The 19,689-nt window shown below is 43.6% G+C and carries 18 protein-coding genes; 12 read left to right on the top strand and 6 right to left on the bottom strand.

The window, feature by feature from the left end; genetic code table 11:
* Window positions 1-41: 41 nt before the first annotated feature.
* From ABIB50_RS05465 to ABIB50_RS05450, 4 genes are all read right to left on the bottom strand, one after another.
* Complete coding sequence (locus tag ABIB50_RS05465) at window positions 42-509, bottom strand: hypothetical protein (protein WP_429377931.1); 468 nt, start codon at window positions 507-509, stop codon at window positions 42-44.
* A gap of 45 nt (window positions 510-554) precedes the next feature.
* Window positions 555-1,685 (bottom strand): lactonase family protein, encoded by a 1,131-nt coding sequence (locus ABIB50_RS05460; RefSeq protein WP_429377929.1) that lies wholly within the window; start codon window positions 1,683-1,685, stop codon window positions 555-557.
* Window positions 1,686-1,959: 274 nt separating this feature from the next.
* On the bottom strand, window positions 1,960-4,146 hold the full coding sequence (locus ABIB50_RS05455) for an outer membrane beta-barrel protein (protein WP_429377927.1): 2,187 nt from the start codon (window positions 4,144-4,146) through the stop codon (window positions 1,960-1,962).
* Window positions 4,147-4,248: 102 nt separating this feature from the next.
* Window positions 4,249-4,587: a DUF6249 domain-containing protein gene (locus ABIB50_RS05450; RefSeq protein WP_429377926.1), complete on the bottom strand. Its 339-nt coding sequence runs from the start codon at window positions 4,585-4,587 to the stop codon at window positions 4,249-4,251.
* 131 nt (window positions 4,588-4,718) lie between these two features.
* Between ABIB50_RS05450 and ABIB50_RS05445 the strand changes: the two genes are divergently transcribed.
* Window positions 4,719-5,294 (top strand): RNA polymerase sigma factor, encoded by a 576-nt coding sequence (locus ABIB50_RS05445; RefSeq protein WP_429377924.1) that lies wholly within the window; start codon window positions 4,719-4,721, stop codon window positions 5,292-5,294.
* A complete protein-coding gene (locus tag ABIB50_RS05440) occupies window positions 5,284-5,754 on the top strand; it encodes a hypothetical protein (protein ID WP_429377922.1) in 471 nt (156 codons plus the stop codon). The genes ABIB50_RS05445 and ABIB50_RS05440 overlap by 11 nt, the downstream gene beginning before the upstream one ends.
* A gap of 5 nt (window positions 5,755-5,759) precedes the next feature.
* On the opposite strand, the gene ABIB50_RS05435 is transcribed toward ABIB50_RS05440, so the two are convergent.
* Complete coding sequence (locus ABIB50_RS05435) at window positions 5,760-6,911, bottom strand: lactonase family protein (protein WP_429377921.1); 1,152 nt, start codon at window positions 6,909-6,911, stop codon at window positions 5,760-5,762.
* 137 nt (window positions 6,912-7,048) lie between these two features.
* Window positions 7,049-8,500 carry a pseudouridine synthase gene (locus tag ABIB50_RS05430; protein ID WP_429377919.1) on the bottom strand — a complete coding sequence of 484 codons (1,452 nt, stop codon included), beginning with the start codon at window positions 8,498-8,500 and terminating at the stop codon, window positions 7,049-7,051.
* Between the two features lie 232 nt (window positions 8,501-8,732).
* Here ABIB50_RS05430 and ABIB50_RS05425 point away from each other — a divergent pair, with 232 nt between their 5' ends.
* The 10 genes from ABIB50_RS05425 to ABIB50_RS05380 all read left to right on the top strand — a co-directional run bounded on the left by ABIB50_RS05425 (window position 8,733) and on the right by ABIB50_RS05380 (window position 19,618).
* The gene (locus ABIB50_RS05425; RefSeq protein ID WP_429377917.1) at window positions 8,733-9,518 is read left to right on the top strand and encodes a lytic transglycosylase domain-containing protein; all 786 of its coding nucleotides are present in this window, start codon (window positions 8,733-8,735) and stop codon (window positions 9,516-9,518) included.
* 171 nt (window positions 9,519-9,689) lie between these two features.
* The gene (gene uvrA, locus ABIB50_RS05420) at window positions 9,690-12,533 is read left to right on the top strand and encodes an excinuclease ABC subunit UvrA (protein WP_429377915.1); all 2,844 of its coding nucleotides are present in this window, start codon (window positions 9,690-9,692) and stop codon (window positions 12,531-12,533) included.
* Between the two features lie 66 nt (window positions 12,534-12,599).
* Window positions 12,600-12,854, top strand: coding sequence for a type II toxin-antitoxin system Phd/YefM family antitoxin (locus ABIB50_RS05415; RefSeq protein WP_429377913.1), 255 nt, complete (start codon window positions 12,600-12,602; stop codon window positions 12,852-12,854).
* Window positions 12,851-13,105: a Txe/YoeB family addiction module toxin gene (locus ABIB50_RS05410; RefSeq protein ID WP_429377912.1), complete on the top strand. Its 255-nt coding sequence runs from the start codon at window positions 12,851-12,853 to the stop codon at window positions 13,103-13,105. The genes ABIB50_RS05415 and ABIB50_RS05410 overlap by 4 nt, the downstream gene beginning before the upstream one ends.
* Before the next feature lie 45 nt (window positions 13,106-13,150).
* Window positions 13,151-13,801: a class I SAM-dependent methyltransferase gene (locus ABIB50_RS05405; RefSeq protein WP_429377910.1), complete on the top strand. Its 651-nt coding sequence runs from the start codon at window positions 13,151-13,153 to the stop codon at window positions 13,799-13,801.
* Between the two features lie 90 nt (window positions 13,802-13,891).
* On the top strand, window positions 13,892-14,866 hold the full coding sequence (locus tag ABIB50_RS05400) for a hypothetical protein (protein WP_429377909.1): 975 nt from the start codon (window positions 13,892-13,894) through the stop codon (window positions 14,864-14,866).
* Window positions 14,850-15,980: a glycosyltransferase gene (locus ABIB50_RS05395; protein WP_429377907.1), complete on the top strand. Its 1,131-nt coding sequence runs from the start codon at window positions 14,850-14,852 to the stop codon at window positions 15,978-15,980. The genes ABIB50_RS05400 and ABIB50_RS05395 overlap by 17 nt, the downstream gene beginning before the upstream one ends.
* Before the next feature lie 66 nt (window positions 15,981-16,046).
* Window positions 16,047-17,156 carry an ABC transporter permease gene (locus ABIB50_RS05390; protein ID WP_429377906.1) on the top strand — a complete coding sequence of 370 codons (1,110 nt, stop codon included), beginning with the start codon at window positions 16,047-16,049 and terminating at the stop codon, window positions 17,154-17,156.
* Between the two features lie 40 nt (window positions 17,157-17,196).
* Entirely contained in the window at window positions 17,197-18,435 is a 1,239-nt protein-coding gene (locus tag ABIB50_RS05385; protein WP_429377905.1) for a PP2C family protein-serine/threonine phosphatase, read from the top strand.
* A gap of 139 nt (window positions 18,436-18,574) precedes the next feature.
* A complete protein-coding gene (locus ABIB50_RS05380) occupies window positions 18,575-19,618 on the top strand; it encodes an alpha/beta hydrolase family protein (RefSeq protein WP_429377904.1) in 1,044 nt (347 codons plus the stop codon).
* Window positions 19,619-19,689: the final 71 nt, after the last annotated feature.

The following is a 19,689-nucleotide window of genomic DNA, read 5'->3' as shown; positions in this document are numbered from 1 at the left end:
TTTAAATAACAAAAGGCCGCTTAAAAGCGGCCTTTTTTGTTTTACCATATCGGCCTGAAATTTGGCCGGCTAATTAACGGCGAAAACGACCAGGGTATTGAGCTCAATATAATAAGCAGGGCAATGGTATACCAAACGGCCAGGAATTTAAACTTCTGTTGGTCGGTAGGTTTGTTTTTTGCTTTTGCAGATACTGTACTGATAATGCCAATACCTATCAACATCATGGTGACGTGCTCCATCCCAAAAAACCTGATGGCCCGCTCATGCACGGCTGTACTAAAATTATGAAGGAAATAACTTACGATAGGGCTGATAAAATATAAAGTCACGCCCAACAAAAACTGAATGTGCGCCATAGTAGCCGCGATATGGCGCGTTGTATCATCAAACTTTAACCAGGGTTTATTAAACAGCCAGCCCCGGTAAGCGCGAAAAATTGCCAACACCAAACTGCCCAATACCAGCCAGCGGGTTAGTGAATGTAAAGCTAATAAGGTTGAGTACATAGCTAACAGACGATTGTCCCCCCAAAATATTTTAAACTTCTTTAATTAATCTACCGCTACCCATTTTAAACAGGTAACCTGCGCCAATGATATTTTAGTATCGGTAAGGGATAGCTTGCCGGTAGCTTTGTCTATTTTAAAAAAGTCAATGGTATTACCATCCTGGCCTGCACTAATTAAAAAGTTGCCGGTTGGGTCTACGGTAAAGCCGCGGGGCGCTTTGCTTACATCATATTTGTCGATATAAGTCAGCCTGCCATTTTGTTTATTTACAGCGTACAGCACTACCTTATCAGCATCGCCACGTACAGATGCATACAGGAAATTACCATCAGGCGACACATGCAGATCTGCACCACCATTTTTATCATAGCCCTCGGGCATCATGTTAATGGTTTGCACAAAAGCCAGCTTTCCTTTATCATATTTATATACCCTTACATTAGCGCTCAGCTCCTGGATAACATACAAAAACTTTTTATCCGGCGAGAACTCTATGTGGCGCGGCCCGTCAGCAGGCGACATCAGCTCAACGGCCGGATCGGCAGGGGTTAAGGGTTGGGCCCTGGTGTTATCGTAATTGTAGATCAATATTCTGTCGGTCCCTAAATCGGCAACAAAAACCGTCTTGCCGTCGTCCGAGAACTTTGTCATATGCACATGCGGGCCTTTCTGGTTTTTATGCGGCCCGGATCCGGCGTATTGGATAGTCTGCGAAACCGCGCCTATTGATCCATCTTTATTTACAGGCAGCACTGTTACGCTACCGCTGGAATAATAAGATACCAGCACATTCTTACCATCTTTATCAATGCTGATATGCACCGGGTTGTTACCACCGCCGGCTACTTTATTTATCAGCGTTAATTTGCCTGTAGCTTTATCAAACTTAAACGCGCTTACCTCGCCCTCTACACTGGTTTTAACACCAACATTGCAGGCATAAACAAATTTATTATCATTGCTTAGCGCTAAAAAGTCGGGGTTTAAAGACCCTGCAACCTGGCTTAACAAACTTACTTTACCCGTTTCAGAATCAAAGCGGTAAACCGAGATCCCCTTGTCCTGGCCGGCGGGCGTATAACCACCCAGTAACAGGTCATACGTTTTGGCTATTTGTTGTGAAAACCCAAACAGTGGCGATAGCAACGACAATACTATAATCAGCTTTTTCATAATAAGTTAGGCAATTGGTTAATGCAAGATAGCAAATCAACCCAACCCATGCTGTAAATAATCTGATACAGGGAAATCGCTTTTTAAAAATTAAAATCGTTTAAGGAGGCTCCGCTGGAGCCTGCCACTGCGCCTTTCCTTGCTATAAACAGGCTACTCCTCCGGAGTTCTTAAAAAAGGAGTTCCGGAGGAACTACCTGTTTATAGTAAATACCCAAGATCTTTAACGGCTCCAGCGGAGCCCCCTATCTTAAAGCGATTTCCATTATGATACTTACCGCGCTCCGTCATCATTATTAATACCTCTTTTGGTTTTTTTGATGGATTCCTTCAATTTGCCGAAATTATAATTGAGGCTGAAGTTAAATGTTCTGAAATAGTTTTGATTACTAATGGTTTGTGTAAAGTTTGATCCTTTGGTTTCGGTCATGGCATCGCGGTATTTAGTAAATGGATTGCTCATGGATGCTGATAAGGATAATTTATTTTTTATGAGTTGTTTGCTGCCATAAACCGACGGGCTTACAGAACCGTTAGTAGAGCCCTGCAAGCCCGTAGGGTTGCGGCCATTAACAGCAACGGATGCCCCTACGCGCCAGGTATCATTAATATTATAATTGGAGGATGAAAAACTGCTAAAAACCACAAATCTGCGTTTGCTTGTTCCGCCGTCAACCGGGCCCTGTATCTCAAAATACATGGCGTTGGTGTTAATGCTGATGTCCCAGCGTTTAGATATCGGGTAGCTAAAGCTGATAGCGTTGCCTATTCCAAAAACCGACCCGGTGTTTTTATAAGTACTGTAGGTTATGTTGGTAGCCGGATCAAGCGTGGAAACCAACAGGTCAAGGTTTTTACCGAAATCATAAAAAACGCTTAAGTTTAAGCTGGCTTTTTTTGACAGGCTATACCCCAGCCGCAGGTCGCTTACTATTGACCGGCTTAACTCAGGGTTACCAGACGAGTAAAAGTTGGGATTAGAGCGATCAACAAACGGATTTAATTTATTGATACCCGGGCGCTTTAAACGCTGACTAAATCCCAGGTTAAGCCCGCTTGTAACATCCAAAGGGATATTAATGGCGATAGATGGCAGCAAATTCAAATACTGTTGATGCGCTGCCGATGAGGTAGATATAAAATCAGCATCGGTAGTAGTATGCTCTAAACGGATCCCGGCTTTAACCTCTAATTTTTTTGAAGAATACCGCCAGGTATTATAAGCCGCCAATATGTTTTGGGTGCTGCTGTATTGGTTAGATAAGGCAGCAACGCGATCAAAGTTGCCGGTCCCGGCGTTAAACACGTTCGATTGGAAATCGCTTGAGTTATCCCTGAAAATGCTTTTTATTCCGGCTTCGACCGTCCATTTTTTAAACCCCTGCACAAGGTCCACCTGGCCGGTCTGCTCGGATGCGTAGCCAAAGTTTTCCTGGTTATAATCAGGATCCGCATAGTTAATGCGGTTGCTGAAAGCGATATCATTATGATTACTTGCGTTATATTTAAAATATCGATAAGAGAAAGTAAGTAATCTCATTTTATCATTTTTAAACCCTAACTGATAGTTTACCCCTGCATCTATACCTTTTCCCGTATTAGCGCTGGCATTGTCTATATTGTAGGTGATGCTTCCCGCGCTTTGGTTCAATACCGAGCGTTGGTCGCTAAAGCCATTATTGCGGCTGCCATTAATATTAAACTGCGCCGATACCAGGTTATATGGATCTATCTCATAGCTCAGCTCCGTTCCCAGGTACGCGTTTTTACTATCAGAGCGGGTGTTGCCTTGCTGGTTAAGATTTGTGGGGTTAGTACCCGTTGTTGTACGGGTGTTTAATGTCGTGGTAGTTGGATTATCGTTGAGATTGCCGCCACTAAATACCGACAGGCCAAACTTACCGGCCTTTGCTGTAAAAGATGCACCTGCGCCCGGCCCCGTTGGGGTGCGCTCGCTGATGTTTAGGGTGCCGTTATAGCCATCAACCAGTTTTTTATTGGTGATGATGTTGATAATCCCTCCCAGGCCCTCGGCATCATATTTCGCCGGCGGTGTGGTATAAACTTCTATCCGTTGTATGGTTGATGCCGGCATGCTGCGCAATATGCTTTTGGCATCGCGCTCCATCAGGCTTGATGGCTTGCCGTTTATCAGTATCTTATAGCTGGCATTCCCTTTAAGCATAATGTTTTCATTACCGTCTACTGTAACAAAAGGCACTTTGCGCATCATCTCCAGCACGTTGCTAAATTTACTTTGGGGGTCGGCCTGCAGGTCGTAGGTAATACGGTCTACCTCCTGTTTAATTATTGGCTTATCGGCCTTTATGGTAACTTCCTTTAAGTCGTTAACCTTTAGTTTGGCCGTGGTATCTGTTTTGGTTTGGGCCATCAGTGCCGGTCCTGACAAAAGCAGGGCAGTAATTAATAGGGTCTGTAGGTTTTGTGCGATGCGTTTCATGATAAAATATTAGGCAAAGGGCACCCGGCAAGCAGCCTGAGGGCGCCTTTACTTTTGTTAATTAAGTGCTTTGTTAATTACCCGCTTGCAGCAGGTATTGGATTATTTTAATTGTTTGGTTTTTTTCTCCACTATAATGTAGCTGGCTATTAAACTTATCCCGCCAAATAAACATACCATTGCTACCGAGATAAGGTCGCTATAAACACCACAGGCCTGTAATACATATATTATTAAAAAGCCTATGGCCACGCCCGACAGCAGCATGCCGCATTTTAGCGTGATGTTATTAAAGTTGGTGACCGGGAAAGGGTAATCTATGCTCTTTTCTAATATGATCATCCGCTCGCGGTGGCGGGTTATTAAAAACACGTACACCATGCCAAATACAGCGGCAAACAGGGTGATGGATACTATGGCGTCTCTGGTTACTTCTTGCATGATCTTTATTTATTTAAATGTTGTTATTTAATTGCTTACCCCCATATGACAGCAAAACAATACAACCGGATACAAAATAATTAAAATTTCTTTTTTGTAACCAACTCCCGGTTTTTTTAGTCACATGGGTAATGGCGCATACCGATGACCTGTATTATATAGAGAAAACCCAAAGTGGCGATGCCGCCTCATTTGCGTTTTTGGTTAACCGGTATAAGGATATGGTTTACAGTATCGCCATAAAAATTTTGCGCGATGCCGATGAAGCAAATGATATTGCCCAGGATAGTTTTATAAAAGCTTACCGGCAAATTGATAAATTTGAAGGTAAATCAAAGTTTTCTACCTGGTTGTACACCATAACCTACCGCACGGCAGTAACGCGTTTAAATGATAAACGGGTAGAAACCGTTGGTATGGATTTAGAGGTTGATGAGATAGCTGATGATTTGCCCGATCAGTTTGACCAGCTGCAGGCAAAACAGGTAAAACACTATGTTAAACAGGCGATCGATAGGTTACCGCCAATTGATGCTACGCTGGTTACACTATATTATATAAACGACCTGCCCATTAAAGAGATACAAGAGATCACCGGCATGTCAAACCCAAACATCAAGATCAAGCTGTTTAGGGCACGCAAGGTTTTAGAGCATAAATTGAAGTTTTTGCTGGATAACGAAAAGGAGATTAAGAATGAAGGCTGATAAAAAGGATCGCTTTAGAAAAATTATAAAGCTGGCCGCTGACGAAAATCCGGCGGTGGATTTTACCGCATCGGTAATGAAAACCATTGAGGCGGACCTGCAGCGCGAAACAGCCCTGAAAGCTTTGTTACAACAGGAAGAAGCAGTGGGCCCGGCGTTTAATTTTACAGCCAATGTTATGGCCCAAATAGCAGCGGACAAACATGCCGCTGTTTATAAGCCAATAATTACCCGTAAAGCCTGGTATGGCATTGCCGCAATGATGGTTGTGTTCTTTCTGTTGCTATTTGTAGCTAATTCGTCGACGCAAAACACTGCTCATAAAAACCGGATAGTTGATGCTATTAATTATACCCACTCCATACCGCCCATATATTTAATGGCCCTGGTAATAGTTGTAATCCTGTTATTGGCAGATTATTTACTTACACGGCTAAAAGGTAAAACGCAAGCGGTTTAACCCGGTTATTCTACCGGTATCATTTTTAAACAAACCGCCGACTCCATATTAATGGCTGAATTGATCTGCGTTAACTTACCGGTGGCTTTGTTCACCTTAAAAACAATCACCCGGTTCGAGCTGCCGACCAGTACGTAATTACCCGTAGGGTCTATCACAAAGTTACGCGGGTTGTTGCCGGTAGGATAATGGCTCACAGCTGTTAGTTTGCCGGTAGCCTGGTCTATAGCATAAACAAAGATCTCGTTAACGGTGCCCCTGTTGGTGGCGTATAAAAACATCCCGTCGGGCGATACATGGATATCGGCAGCGCCGTTTGTTCCTTTAAAATCATTGGGCATCATGTTTATGGTTTGCAGCTCTTTCAGATCGCCGCCATCATAGCTAAACGCGGTGATGGTAGCCGTAATTTCCTGTATGTTATACATAAACTTACCGTTAGGGGCAAACTCGCTGTGGCGCGGGCCAGAGCCGCCTGCCGTTTGAAAGAAGGGCACATCTGCCGGAGTAAGCGGTGGGTTCTTTGATGCTTTATAGCGGAAGATGTTTATTTTATCGGTACCCAGGTCAGCGGCCAGCAGGTATTTATCATCCGGCGATAATACCGCCGAGTGTACGTGCGGTTGCAATTGCCTGGCAGAATTTGGCCCCGAGCCTGCATTCTGGATGGTTTGTGATGACGCACCTAATGACCCATCTTTATTAACGGGGTATACCTGCAGGCTACCGCCGCCATAATTTGCGATGAATACATTTTTCTGAGCTTTATCAACCGAGATATAAGCCGGCGAACCTATTGAAGGCTGGGTATTTAATAATTCTAATTTACCGGTTGATTTGGTGAATTTAAACGCGCTTACCGTACTTGGGGTGGCGCCATTATTCTCATTAACCGCATATATAAACTGCTGATTAGCACTTACGGCCAAAAACGAAGGGTTTTGTGTTTCAATCTCGCTTAAATAAGCAACCTTGCCGCTTTCCTCATAAAACCGGTAAACGTATATCCCTTTACTTGCCGTTGGCGCATCGCCGGTAAAGGTGCCTATTACCAGGTCAAACACTTTAGGCGCTGCCCCCTTTTTTTGCGCAACAGTAAGTATGGGCGATATCAGCATAACTATTTGCAATAAAATTTTCATGACTTGACGGAACATATTGGTTTATAAGTGCAAGTTAGGAATAATATATAAAAAGAAACGCTCCGGAGTGCGGGGCGTTTCTTAATGTAATATTTAAAGCCCCTCTTTTTTGTCCGAAGGACTCCTGCGGAGGAGAGGGGTTGGGGTGAGGCTTATTTTATCAAATGCTTCAATTGGATAACTTCCTTTTCGTCAAGGAAGCGCCAGCGGCCGCGTGGCAGGTCTTTCTTGGTAAGATTGGCATATACCACCCTATCTAATTTTACCACTTCGTAGCCCAGGTGTTCAAACATACGGCGCACAATACGGTTTTTGCCGCTGTGGATCTGTACACCAACTTCTCTTTTTGTGCCACCCGTTACATATGATACCGAGTCCGGTTTTATCGGGCCGTCTTCCAGTTCTAAGCCAAACAGCAATTTATTCAAATCGCCTTGCGCTAAGCTTTTGCTTAACTCAACATGGTATAATTTAGTAATGTTGCTGCGCGGATGTGAAAGCTTATCGGCCAGGTCACCATCATTGGTCATTAATAACAACCCGGTAGTATTACGGTCCAAACGGCCTATAGGATAGATGCGCTCGCGGCTGGCTTTTTCAACCAATTGCATTACGGTACGGCGTTCCTGCGGGTCGTCGGTAGTGGTAATGTAATCCTTTGGCTTATTTAATAATACGTAAACGTTCTTTTCGCGTTTAAGGGTTTCGCCATTATAACGGATCTCGTCTTTCATGGGGTCAACCTTCAAACCAAGCTCGCTAACTACTATACCATTCACAGACACCACACCTGCCGTAATTAACTCATCGGCCTTACGGCGAGAGCAGATGCCGGCATTAGCTATATAACGGTTCAAACGGATCAATCCGTCGTCCTCAGCTTTTTTGGTTGGTTTTTTTGCACGTAATGTTTTTACAGGTGCATCACGGTCGCGGGTTATTTTATCGTAAGTTGGCTTACGTGTTGGTCTGTCGTCACCTTTAAATTCGCCTCTTACCGGTTTTGAACCGGTAAACTTACGGTCGCCTGTTGGCCTGTCGGTATTGCCGTAACTTGTAGGAGTTCTTTTTGGTTTATCGCCAAAATCTGCGCCTTTTGGTTTACGGTTGAAGGTACCATCGCCACCAAAACTCTTTTTCGGGCGGTCATCGCTACCACCATCACGGGTGCCATAAGGCTTACTGCGTGGTGCAAAATCTTTCTTATCAGCACCAAAGGTTTTTCTTGGGCGCTCACTATCGCCACCCTCTGACGGGCGGCCGGTGTATGGTTTACTACGTGGTGTAAAGCTTTTTTTATCGCCGCCGGCTTCGTTGCCGTAGCTTCTTTTTGGCCTTTCTTCGTCACCACCACCTGTTGGGCGGCCAGAGTAAGGCTTGCGTGGGCCAAAGCTTTTCTTTTCGGCTCCTGATGAAAACGAACTACGCTCGGCAGCAGGGCCGCTCGAGTATCTTTTTTTAGTTCCATCATTACCGGTTTTATCCGCGCCTTTTGAAGACTTTGCACGGGGGGAAGAAGATCGTTTATTATCGCCACCTTTTGAGGGTCCGTTTGATCTGCCATTCCTGTCGTCGCGACTGTTTGTTGGTCTTTTAAATACCATAGTTTTTTTGTTTGCGCTTTCGCAGCGTGAGGGGCAAAAGTACGGTTTTTGGGGCGATTTTTATTGCTTTTTTCATTTTTTTTCATCGGTCTAAAAACTGTGTTTAAACCACTTTAAAGCCCGATTTTTCGCCTGTTTTAAAAAACTCAAAACACTAAGGGGGTCATAAGTGTTTGACAATCTGCTTTATATAACATACCTTTGCACAGCATTTACCAAAATGAATCGTTCTATGAATACAAAAAAAATGATTAACAAACACTTAATTACGTGCTCCGTAATCCTTGTGCTGGCTATCATTTTCAAGCTTAACATTTGCAGCACTTCGGTTGCTAAAACCGGGGCAAAAATAAGCCCCCGCATCTCTGATTATATCGCTTACCATACCGATACCGCAAATGATTACAGCTTCGCAAATGAGGCCCTACCTGTTAACAATGCAGTGTACCGAAAAGTCAATAACTCTATAAAAAGGCACTCCTACAAGCATGTTCAATCACACATCCTGCAACGCAAGGCCGACAAACTATTTCCAATTATCGAGCCAATTTTAAAATTGTACGGTATTCCACTGGATTTTAAATATTTGCCGTTGGTTGAGTCGGGCTTAAACGAAGGCACCTCACCAAAAGGCGCCCGCGGATTATGGCAGTTTATGCCCGGTACCGCGCGTACTTATGGATTAAAAGTTGGACACGGTATCGACGAGCGCCTTAATGTACGCAAAGCAACTATTGCTGCCTGCCGCTACATTAAAGAGTTACACGGCGAGTTTAAAAGCTGGACCTTAGCCGCAGCGGCTTACAATAATGGCTCTATTAAACTAGCCAAAGCCATCCGCGCGCAAAGCGAAGACAATTATTTCAGGATGAAGCTTAACCGCGAAACCGGAAATTATGTTTACAATTTAATTGCCATGAAGGCGATTATTGATAACCCTGAAAAATATGGTTACAATACCTACTATAGCTATTTACAGCCTAAAACTTTACTAACAATCAATAACACATTGTTGTAAAATTTTATTACGGAGCACTAAACGGCCCGACTTGTCCAGATGACAGGTCGGGCTTTTTTATTTATATTTGCGGGAGTTAATTACTGAATTATTGAATAGCTGAATTATTGAATTAAATGATTAAAGGCCAATTCAATAAATCAATAATTCAGTAAGTCTATAATTAAATCCATGAGCGAAAAACATATAGACCTGGGCGAGCAAAGCGAAGTTGAAGTTTACGGCGCACGGGTACATAATTTAAAAAACATTGATGTTTCTTTCCCGCGCAACCAGCTGGTTGTTATTACCGGTTTAAGCGGCAGCGGTAAATCATCTTTAGCATTTGATACTATTTATGCCGAAGGGCAGCGCCGTTATATGGAAACATTTTCGGCCTACTCGCGCCAGTTTATGGGCGGTATGGAGCGGCCCGATGTGGATAAGGTATCGGGGCTGAGCCCGGTTATCGCCATAGAACAAAAAACCACCAGTAAAAATCCCCGGTCGACCGTTGGTACCATTACCGAGATCTATGATTTTATGCGGTTGCTTTTTGCCCGTACAGGCGAAGCCTACAGCTACGTAAGCGGCGAGAAAATGGAGCGCATGAGCGAGGACCAGATCCTGAAAACCATCTTCGAGCGGTTTGACGGGCAGCCGGTAAACATACTTACACCGGTTGTTAAAGCACGTAAGGGCCATTACCGCGAGTTGTTCGAGCAGATACGCAAGCAGGGTTATTTAAAAGTTTGGATTGATGGCGCCATTGCCGATGTGGAGCCAAAAATGCAGCTGGACCGTTATAAAATTCATGATATTGATATTGTTGTTGATCGCCTGGTTGTAAGCGAGGCTGATAGCAAACGTTTATACACTTCTATACAAGCCGCGTTAAAGATCGCCAAAGGCATTATCCGCATAGGCGATAAAGATAATAACGTAGCCTACTTCAGTAAATATTTAATGGACCCGGTTTCGGGGATCTCGTACGACGAGCCGCAGCCAAATACGTTTTCGTTTAACTCGCCCTACGGCGCCTGCGAAAAATGTAACGGCCTGGGTTATATTTTTGAGGTTGATGAGGCTTCAGTTATCCCTAACCCAAAACTAAGCATCCTTGCCGGAGGACTTGCGCCTTTGGGCGAATTCCGCGAAACGTGGATCTTCCAGGTATTAAAGGCCCTGGCCAAAAAGTTTGATTTTTCGTTATCGACACCAATTGAAAAACTGGAGAAAGACAAGCTGGATATCATCCTTAACGGCACCAACGAAATGGTGACGGTTTCTGTCGAGTATAACAAATGGAACGTGCAGAGCTACCAGATCACCTTTGACGGGATTATCCGGATGCTGGAAGAGCAGCAGGAACGCCGCGGCGATGAAGGCATGGACGATATGGAAAACTATCGCGTGCTTAAAACCTGCCCTACCTGTGATGGCGCACGGTTGAAAAAGGAATCATTGCATTTTAAAGTCGATGGTAAAAATATCTTCGAACTGGCCATAATGGATATCAATACCCTGCAGGATTGGTTTGAGGGTTTGGAGGGTCGTTTGAGTGATCGCCAGAACGTCATCGCCAAAGAAATTTTAAAAGAGATCCGTGCCCGTATTGTGTTTTTGATGGATGTGGGCTTAAGCTATTTAACGCTTGATCGCACAGCCAAAACCCTATCCGGTGGTGAGGCGCAACGCATTCGTTTAGCTACGCAGATAGGTTCGCAATTAATGAACGTAATGTACATTTTAGACGAGCCGAGTATAGGCCTGCATCAGCGTGATAACGAGCGCCTGATAAATGCCCTCAAAAACCTGCGCGACCTGGGTAACACTGTATTAGTGGTTGAGCATGATAAGGACATGATACTGGAGGCCGACCATGTTATTGATATGGGCCCGGCAGCCGGTGTACACGGCGGCCAGGTAGTGGCGCAGGGCACTCCTGCCGAGTTAATGCTGCAACATACCCTTACCACATCATACATTAACGGCGAGCGCGAAATTGCGATCCCGAAGAAGCGCCGCGAGGGTAATGGTAAAACATTATCGCTTAAAAAAGCTACCGGCCATAATTTAAAGAAAGTGAGTGTTGAGTTCCCGTTAGGTAAGCTGATAGGCATTACCGGGGTATCCGGCAGTGGTAAATCAAGCTTAATAACAGAGACCTTGTATCCTATATTAAACCATCATTTTTTCAGGGCCAAGAAACACCCGCTGCCTTATGAGAAGATTGAAGGTTTAGAAAACATTGATAAAGTAATAGAGATAGACCAAACCGCCATAGGTCGCACACCACGGTCGAACCCGGCAACGTATACCGGCGTGTTTTCTGATATCCGTAATTTATATGTGGCATTGCCAGAGTCACGCATCCGTGGTTATAAGCCGGGCCGATTCTCGTTTAACGTTAAAGGCGGCCGTTGCGAAACCTGTCAGGGTGCAGGAATGAAGGTTATTGAAATGAACTTCCTGCCCGACGTACAGGTGCCCTGCGAAGAGTGCGGCGGCAGGCGCTATAACCGCGAGACTTTAGAGGTACGCTACAAAGGCAAATCAATAAGCGATGTGCTGGACATGAGCATTGAGGATGCCGTTCCGTTTTTTGAGCATATCCCGTCTATCTACCGTAAAGTAAAAACGCTGCTGGATGTTGGCTTGGGGTATATCCGTTTGGGGCAATCGTCAACCACCCTGTCGGGCGGCGAGGCCCAGCGGGTTAAGCTGGCTACCGAGCTTTCTAAAAAAGATACCGGCAATACCTTCTATATATTGGATGAGCCGACAACAGGCCTGCATTTCGAGGATATTAACGTATTATTAGGTGTGCTATATCAATTGGTTGATAAAGGCAATACCGTATTAGTTATCGAGCATAATCTGGATGTAATTAAGGTGGTTGACCACGTGATAGACCTTGGCCCTGAGGGTGGTTCGGGCGGTGGAAACATTCTTTTCTCTGGTACACCGGAAGGTTTGTGTAAGGTTAAAAATAGCTTTACCGGGCAGTTTTTGAAGAAGGAGATGGGGTTGTAAAATACCTGTACGTAAAGTTGTACATGTAAAAAATCTTATTTACCTTTATTAAAATAAATAGATATTATGCTGGTTACTACTTACACATCTTTCAGGCAACAACTAAAGTCTTACTTAGATAAAGTACGTAATAACCATACGCCACTTTTTGTTACCAGCGCCAATGGCGAGGACGTTGTTGTGATTTCAAAGTCTGATTACGAAAGTATGGAAGAGACTTTTTATTTGCTTAAAAGCCCTGCTAATGCTACCCGCCTGTTAAAAAGCATTGAAGATTATGAAAAAGGATTGGGCCTGGAAAGAAGCCTTATTGAAGAATGAAGATTGTTTTTCTTGACCAGGGGTGGGAGGATTATTTATATTGGCAGAGCACTGATAAAGCATTGCTTAAAAAAATCAATGCATTAATTAAAGAGATAGAACGCACTCCATTTGAAGGTAGTGGCAAACCAGAGCCATTACGTCATAACTTTGCCGGCTATTGGTCTCGCAGAATTAATCTTGAACATCGAATAGTTTACAAGATCGATAATGATACAGTTGTTATTTTTCAATGCAGATATCATTACTAACCTAAAAACTGTAATTTCGCTTTTCGTTTACATTAAACCCTATTCATGAAAAAAACCCTGCGCTGGCGTGTTGCACAATCATTTGAGGCCCGGTGGTGGAAAAAATATTTACACCGTAAAGATGTTAGCACCTACCTTAAATGGAAAAGAGGCTACTGGGACAACACCTTAAATTTAATTAACAAAAACCTTGGCATGCAGGCGGGCCAGGATGTGCTTGATGCTGGTTGCGGCCCTGCAGGTGTTTTTATTGCCCTGCCCGGTTATAAAATTACAGCCTTCGATCCGTTACTTGACACTTACCATCAAACACTTCCACATTTTAAAAAGGAGATGTATCCTGCGGTTAATTTTGTTACCGAAACATTGGAGAACTTTAATAGCAACACCCTATTTGACATGATATTTTGCATGAATGCAATTAATCACGTATCGCAATTGGAGGAAGCTTTTTTAAAACTTTACAATCAAGCTAAGCCGGGTGGCCGCATTATAGTTTCTATAGACGCGCACAACCGTCAGTTTTTTAAATATTTTTTCAGGATGCAGCCCGCGGATATTTTGCACCCACATCAATATGATCTTCCTGAATACGAAGCAATGCTTACTACACTGGGGTGCACCATACTACAAAAAGAGCTTATTAAAAAAGAATTTTTCTTCAACCATTATATACTGGTGGCGCAAAAAAATTAAAACACCAAACAAACAGCGGCATTTTTTGTATTTGTACTTACGCAATTACTGCTTACAGCATTTTTCGTAACATTGCATAAATTTTTGCTGTTGACTACTACTTATAAAAAACTCTTATCCTACCTGCTTAAAGCCACTATACTGGTATTGGCTTTTTTCTTTATATACCACCAATATATAATAAAAGGCAACAACATACGTCAGTTTGAAGAGGCGCTTGACCGCCTAAACCGCACACAGGTAATTGTAGTAATGGTTTCGATCTTTGCGCTTATGCTGTCCAACTGGCTTACAGAATGTTTAAAGTGGCAGCACGTAACACAAAAATTAGTTAAGATCAGCCTGTGGGAAAGTATTGAGGGGGTTTTTTGCGGGCTCACCTGGGCCATATTTACGCCTAACCGCATTGGCGAATATGGCGGCCGTGTAATGTTTTTACCGCCTCGCAAACGCATTCACGGGGTGTTTGTTATGGCAGTAGCCGGCTTTGGTCAAAACGTACTAACAAATGTTTTGGGCGCGTTTGCCTTGATTTGGTTTTGCTTTACTTTTTTGCATTTAAATGGTTGGCTACTGGCATTAATAACCATATTAGGGTTGGCATTTGCCAGCCTGTTCATTATAGCATTTTTTAATATTAAATGGATAGTGCGTTGGTTAAACAACATTTCATTTTTACGTAAATATCACCGCTTTTTTGATATCATGGGCGAGTATGGGTTTAAAGAAATGGTGAACATCATGTATTTTTGTATAACACGCTTCTCTATTTTCTCATTTCAATATTATCTTGTTATTCACCTGCTTATACCAACGATACCTTTCATCGATGTGATATTACTGGTGTTTATAGTGTTTTTTATACAATCAGCATTACCATCGCTTGATCTGTTAGATGTGCCCGTGCGCGCAACGGCGGCGGCTACTGTTTTTGCTTACGTAACAGATCAGCAAATAGCCATAATTGCAGCATTTAGCTCTATTTGGCTCATTAACTTGATTATTCCCGCTATTTTAGGGTCGGTGTTTATATTTAAACTTAAATTCTTTGATCGTAGCGTATAGTATAATTTGTTCAATCTTTACAGCAGGTTACTTATTGCTGGTGCTATACTTTATAAAAGGGTGGACCAACCTTAAGCGACCCCAAATTAACACCGATGGCTACATCACCAAAGTAACCGTAATGGTGGCCGCCCGTAACGAACAGGAACGCATCCATTATACTATAGAGGATATCCTGGCGCAGGATTACCCCAAACACCTTACCGAAATTATTATTGTAGATGACCACTCTACCGACCGTAGCAGCGAGATAATCAGCAGCTATGCCGACCGCGGGGTCAAACTATTACAACTTAATGAAGCACAACCGCTAAACTCCTACAAGAAAAAAGCTATCGCCAAAGCCATCGGTATTTCTACCGGCGATTTAATGGTAGCTACTGATGCCGATTGCCGCATGGGCACAAAATGGCTGTCATCTATAGTTGGGTATTACGAGGCTAATGACGTGGTGATGATCTCATCGCCGGTAAATTTTTTCGAGGAAAAAAGTTTGTTCGAGCGGATGCAAACGCTGGAGTTTTCGTTCCTGATAGGCGTTGGCGCCGCATTTATAGGGCATAATTGGGCATCAACCTGTAACGGGGCCAATTTTGCTTACCGTAAGGATGTATTTTATGAAGTAGGCGGGTTTACCGGCATTGATGAATTAGCATCAGGCGATGACGAGTTGTTATTACAAAAAGTAGCCGAGCGCTTCCCGGGAAAGATCGGCTTTTTAAAGCTGCGCGATGCCATTGTTTATACCCATGCCAAATACAATTTAAAAGAGTTTTTGCAGCAGCGCCGGCGCTGGGCCTCAAAATCAACCAAATACAAGGACAAAAAAATTATAGCCCTTACCATATTTATGTGGCTTTTTAACATGACCATGCTGGTTAACGTGGCACTGGGCCTTTTTAATATTGCTTTCTTTAAGATCTTCCTTTTCCAGTTCGGGTTAAAATATTTGGTAGAGTTGGTATACCTTGCATTTGTCTGTTCGTTTTTTAAGCGCAGACAGCTTTTATTGTTGCTGATAATAGTAGCGCCTGTGCACATCATTTACCTGGCTTACCTGGCCCTAATGGGTACTACACGTAAATATCACTGGAAAGGCCGGATGGTTAAATAATTGTCTGAACCAACATTGTCAATCCACCCAAATTAAACGATATTTAGCAAAACGGAACTATAACTCTTGGCAGAACTAACACCCGCACAACGCACCTGGAAAGCTTTTAAACGCAACAAGTTTGCTGTTGCGGGGCTGCTGTTCATTATATTTTCGGTAATGGTAGCCATATTGGGCTATTTGATCATGCCCGACTCCACCCCGCTTGCCAATAACCAAACCATCCAGCTCAGTATTAAAAAACCCGGCACCCGGTTTATGATGCTGCGCTTAAAAAAGACCGAACCTGTTGATACCGTAAACCTGTTTACCAAAATGCTTTACGGCCAGCCCGATTTTTACCGCGAAATACCCATCACCGGCTATAAACTAACCGGAAATACCATTACTGCAGATGAATATATAGGCGATGAAGATAAGCCCGAAAAAAAGACCTATCAACTACCCGCCAATATAATTGCCCGGGGCCCGTCAGCCTACATCACTTACCGTACATTTTTGCTGGGTAGCGATGTATATGGCCGCGATATGCTGAGCCGTTTGATATTAGGTGCCCGCATTTCGTTATCGGTAGGGTTAATGGCCGTTATCATCAGTTTATTAACAGGCGTTACCATTGGCGCTGTAGCCGGGTATTTTGGCGGCTGGATTGATGCGTCGTTAAGCTGGCTCATGAATATTCTTTGGGCATTACCTTCACTACTGTTGGTTATAGCCATATCCTTTGCCTTGGGTAAAGGTTTATGGCAGATCTTTATCGCCGTTGGTATTTCTATGTGGGTTGAGGTTGCCCGTTTGGTGCGCGGCCAGGTGCTCAGCATTAAACAAACCGAATATATTGAGGCTGCCCGCTCATTGGGTTATAACAATCTCCGCATTATCCGCAGGCATATTTTGCCCAATATAGCCGGGCCCATTTTGGTTATGGCTTCATCAAATTTTGCTGCCGCGATACTGTTAGAAGCAGGGTTAAGTTTCCTTGGATTTGGCGCCCAGCCGCCAATGCCTACCTGGGGCAGCATGATCAAGGAACATTATGGCTATATCATCATGGATTCGGCATATTTATCTATAATACCGGGCCTGGCTATCATGCTGATTGTGTATGCATTTAACCTTGTAACGGTAGGCCTGAGAGACGCTTTTGATATTAAATCGGCAAGCACACGTATTTAAATTATATTTTTTGCATAATTTAGTCACTCCGAGAACCAATATGCAAAATACTGGCCAGTCCTCCGGAGAGGACGAATTAATCAGGTTACTGTTAAAAAGACAGTCCGAGTTAAACTCTTTATTAGAGGTGACCCGTGCTATCAATAAAAATGCCGCTACCCCGGTTTTGATACAGATGCTTGAAGTAATTTTGCAGAACTATCTGCAAGTGGGCACTTTCCGCTTTCTAATTGAGAAGGATGGCACCTATGCCTGTATCTCAAAATACGGCGGCGAGATAGAGACGATAGGCGTGTTAAATAAGGCCTGCGCTACCTTAAGCAAGGTAAGGTCGCCCGAATCGTTAGCCGGCAACACCAACCCTACCCTTAAAAAGTACGATTACTTTATCCCCATATACCATAAAAGCAAGGCGCTGGCTTTTGCGCTGATAGGCAATTTCAACACCTCGGGCGAGATGCTGAACAACGACCTTAACTTTATCCAAACTATGATAAACGTGGTGGTGGTAGCATTGGAGAATAAAAAGCTTTTCCGCGAAAGGCTGCAGTCCGAGCGTTTACAGCGCGAGATGGAGCTGGCCGCCGAGGTACAGAATATGCTGATCCCGCTGCGGATGCACAAAGATGAAAGCGTGGAGATAGGCGCCAAATACCTGCCCCACCAAAACATCGGCGGCGATTATTATGATTTTATCCGCCTTAATGACCATGAATTTTTATGGTGCATTGCCGACGTATCGGGCAAGGGCGTATCGGCAGCCTTGCTCATGGCTAACTTCCAGGCAAGCCTGCATGCCTGGTCGGCGGTGGAGGATGACCTGACCAATATCATCGATCGCCTTAATCAAAAAGTAGTATCAAACACCCAGGGCGAGCGGTTTATCACCCTGTTTATTGCCAAATACAACGAGCAAACCCGCAAGCTTAACTACATAAACGCCGGGCATAACGCCACCATCCTATACTCGGAGGGCGAAGCCATAACCCTTAAACTGGGCACCACCATGATTGGCGCGTTTGAGCAGTTGCCGTTTTTAAACGAGGGCGAGATAGATATCGAACCCGGCAGCTTATTGGTTAACTATACCGATGGCCTGCTTGATTTTGAGCCTAATGGCGATAAGGTTTGGAACGAAGAAGAGTTGATGGATTTTGTATTAGCCAATGGTGAGCTCTCGCCCGATGCTTTTAACCAGTTGCTAATGGACCATTTAAACATCGGCATAAAAGGTAAGCCTATTGATGACATCACGATACTGACGCTGCGGATATTTTAGAGCCTCACCCCTGCCCTCTCCTTTGGAGAGGGTTCTGATTGGGAGGGGTTTCGCTGCGAAGACGAGTAATTGTGTGAGCAGTAAGTTTGCTGTAACATATTTATCAAAAGTGTTGTCTTGTAGTAAATTAAATACAATAATGTCTTACCTGAGAGTAATATCGCTTTTAAGTTTAGTCTTAATTACCACTTCAATAGCCCTTAAGGCGCAGCCCGTAAAACCTGCGGATCATGGTTTAAAGGAATTTACCTTGAAGGATGCCAAACTGGGGTTGATTAGATTTTATGTAGATACCATAAACATTAAAAAGAAACAGCCTTTTTTTATTGAAGTTAACGGAAGTGGCGGTTTACCACTATGTATCTTTATCAAAGGCAAAGGATTTGGCAGTATATACAATACATTAAACGAGCAGCTGAAGGCAGTCATCCAAAAAGATTTCCATTATATTATTTTAGGGAAACCGGGTACCCCATTTTGCGATACGATCAAAACCAACGAGGATGCTAAACATTTCGACGCGCATCAGCTTATTGCCAACTATAAATACTCGGCCGGGTACACCAGGCAGCTTAGCTTAAACTGGCGCGTTGCCGCTACAAAGAAGGTGATAACTTACCTTATTAAACAGGGCTATTGGGACGGAACAAAAATTGCAGCTTATGGCTATTCTGAGGGTGGCCAGGTGGTACCATCTTTAGCGGTAGCCGATAAGCGGATAACACACGTGATAGCCGTGGTTGGTAGTGGTTTAAACCAATTTTATGATGGAATAATGGCTTGGCGCGTAAAAGCAGCAAAAGGCAAAGTTACCCAACAACAAGCTCAGGACAGTATCGATGTTGAGTTAAAAAGGATAAAAGATATTTACGCAAATCCTGGCAGTACCCACCTGCAATATGGCGGTCATACCTATAAAAGATGGGCCAGTTTTGGGCTCAATCCCCCGTTTGAAAAATTGCGGATGCTTAATATTCCAATTTATATGATCGTGGCTACCGCTGATGAAAGCTCGCCTATTTACGGGCTTGATTATGTTCAGCTTGACTTTATCAGGCTTGGAAAGAAAAATTTAACCTACGAACCATGTGTGGGTTGCGATCATTATTTAAATAAGCCCGATGCTGATAAAACAAGTCAGCAGGATTACAATAGCAAAATATTGAAATGGCTGAGTAAATAAACGCTTTTGTTGATAACTCCCTAAAAACGCCTCCCTTTAAAATAATAATTTTGTATTACACGTTTAAGGTC

This window comes from Mucilaginibacter sp. UYCu711 (assembly GCF_050433825.1).
Classification (GTDB): domain Bacteria; phylum Bacteroidota; class Bacteroidia; order Sphingobacteriales; family Sphingobacteriaceae; genus Mucilaginibacter.
The sequence above is the reverse complement of the archived record's forward strand: the minus strand, read 5'-3'. Positions and strand labels throughout refer to the sequence as shown.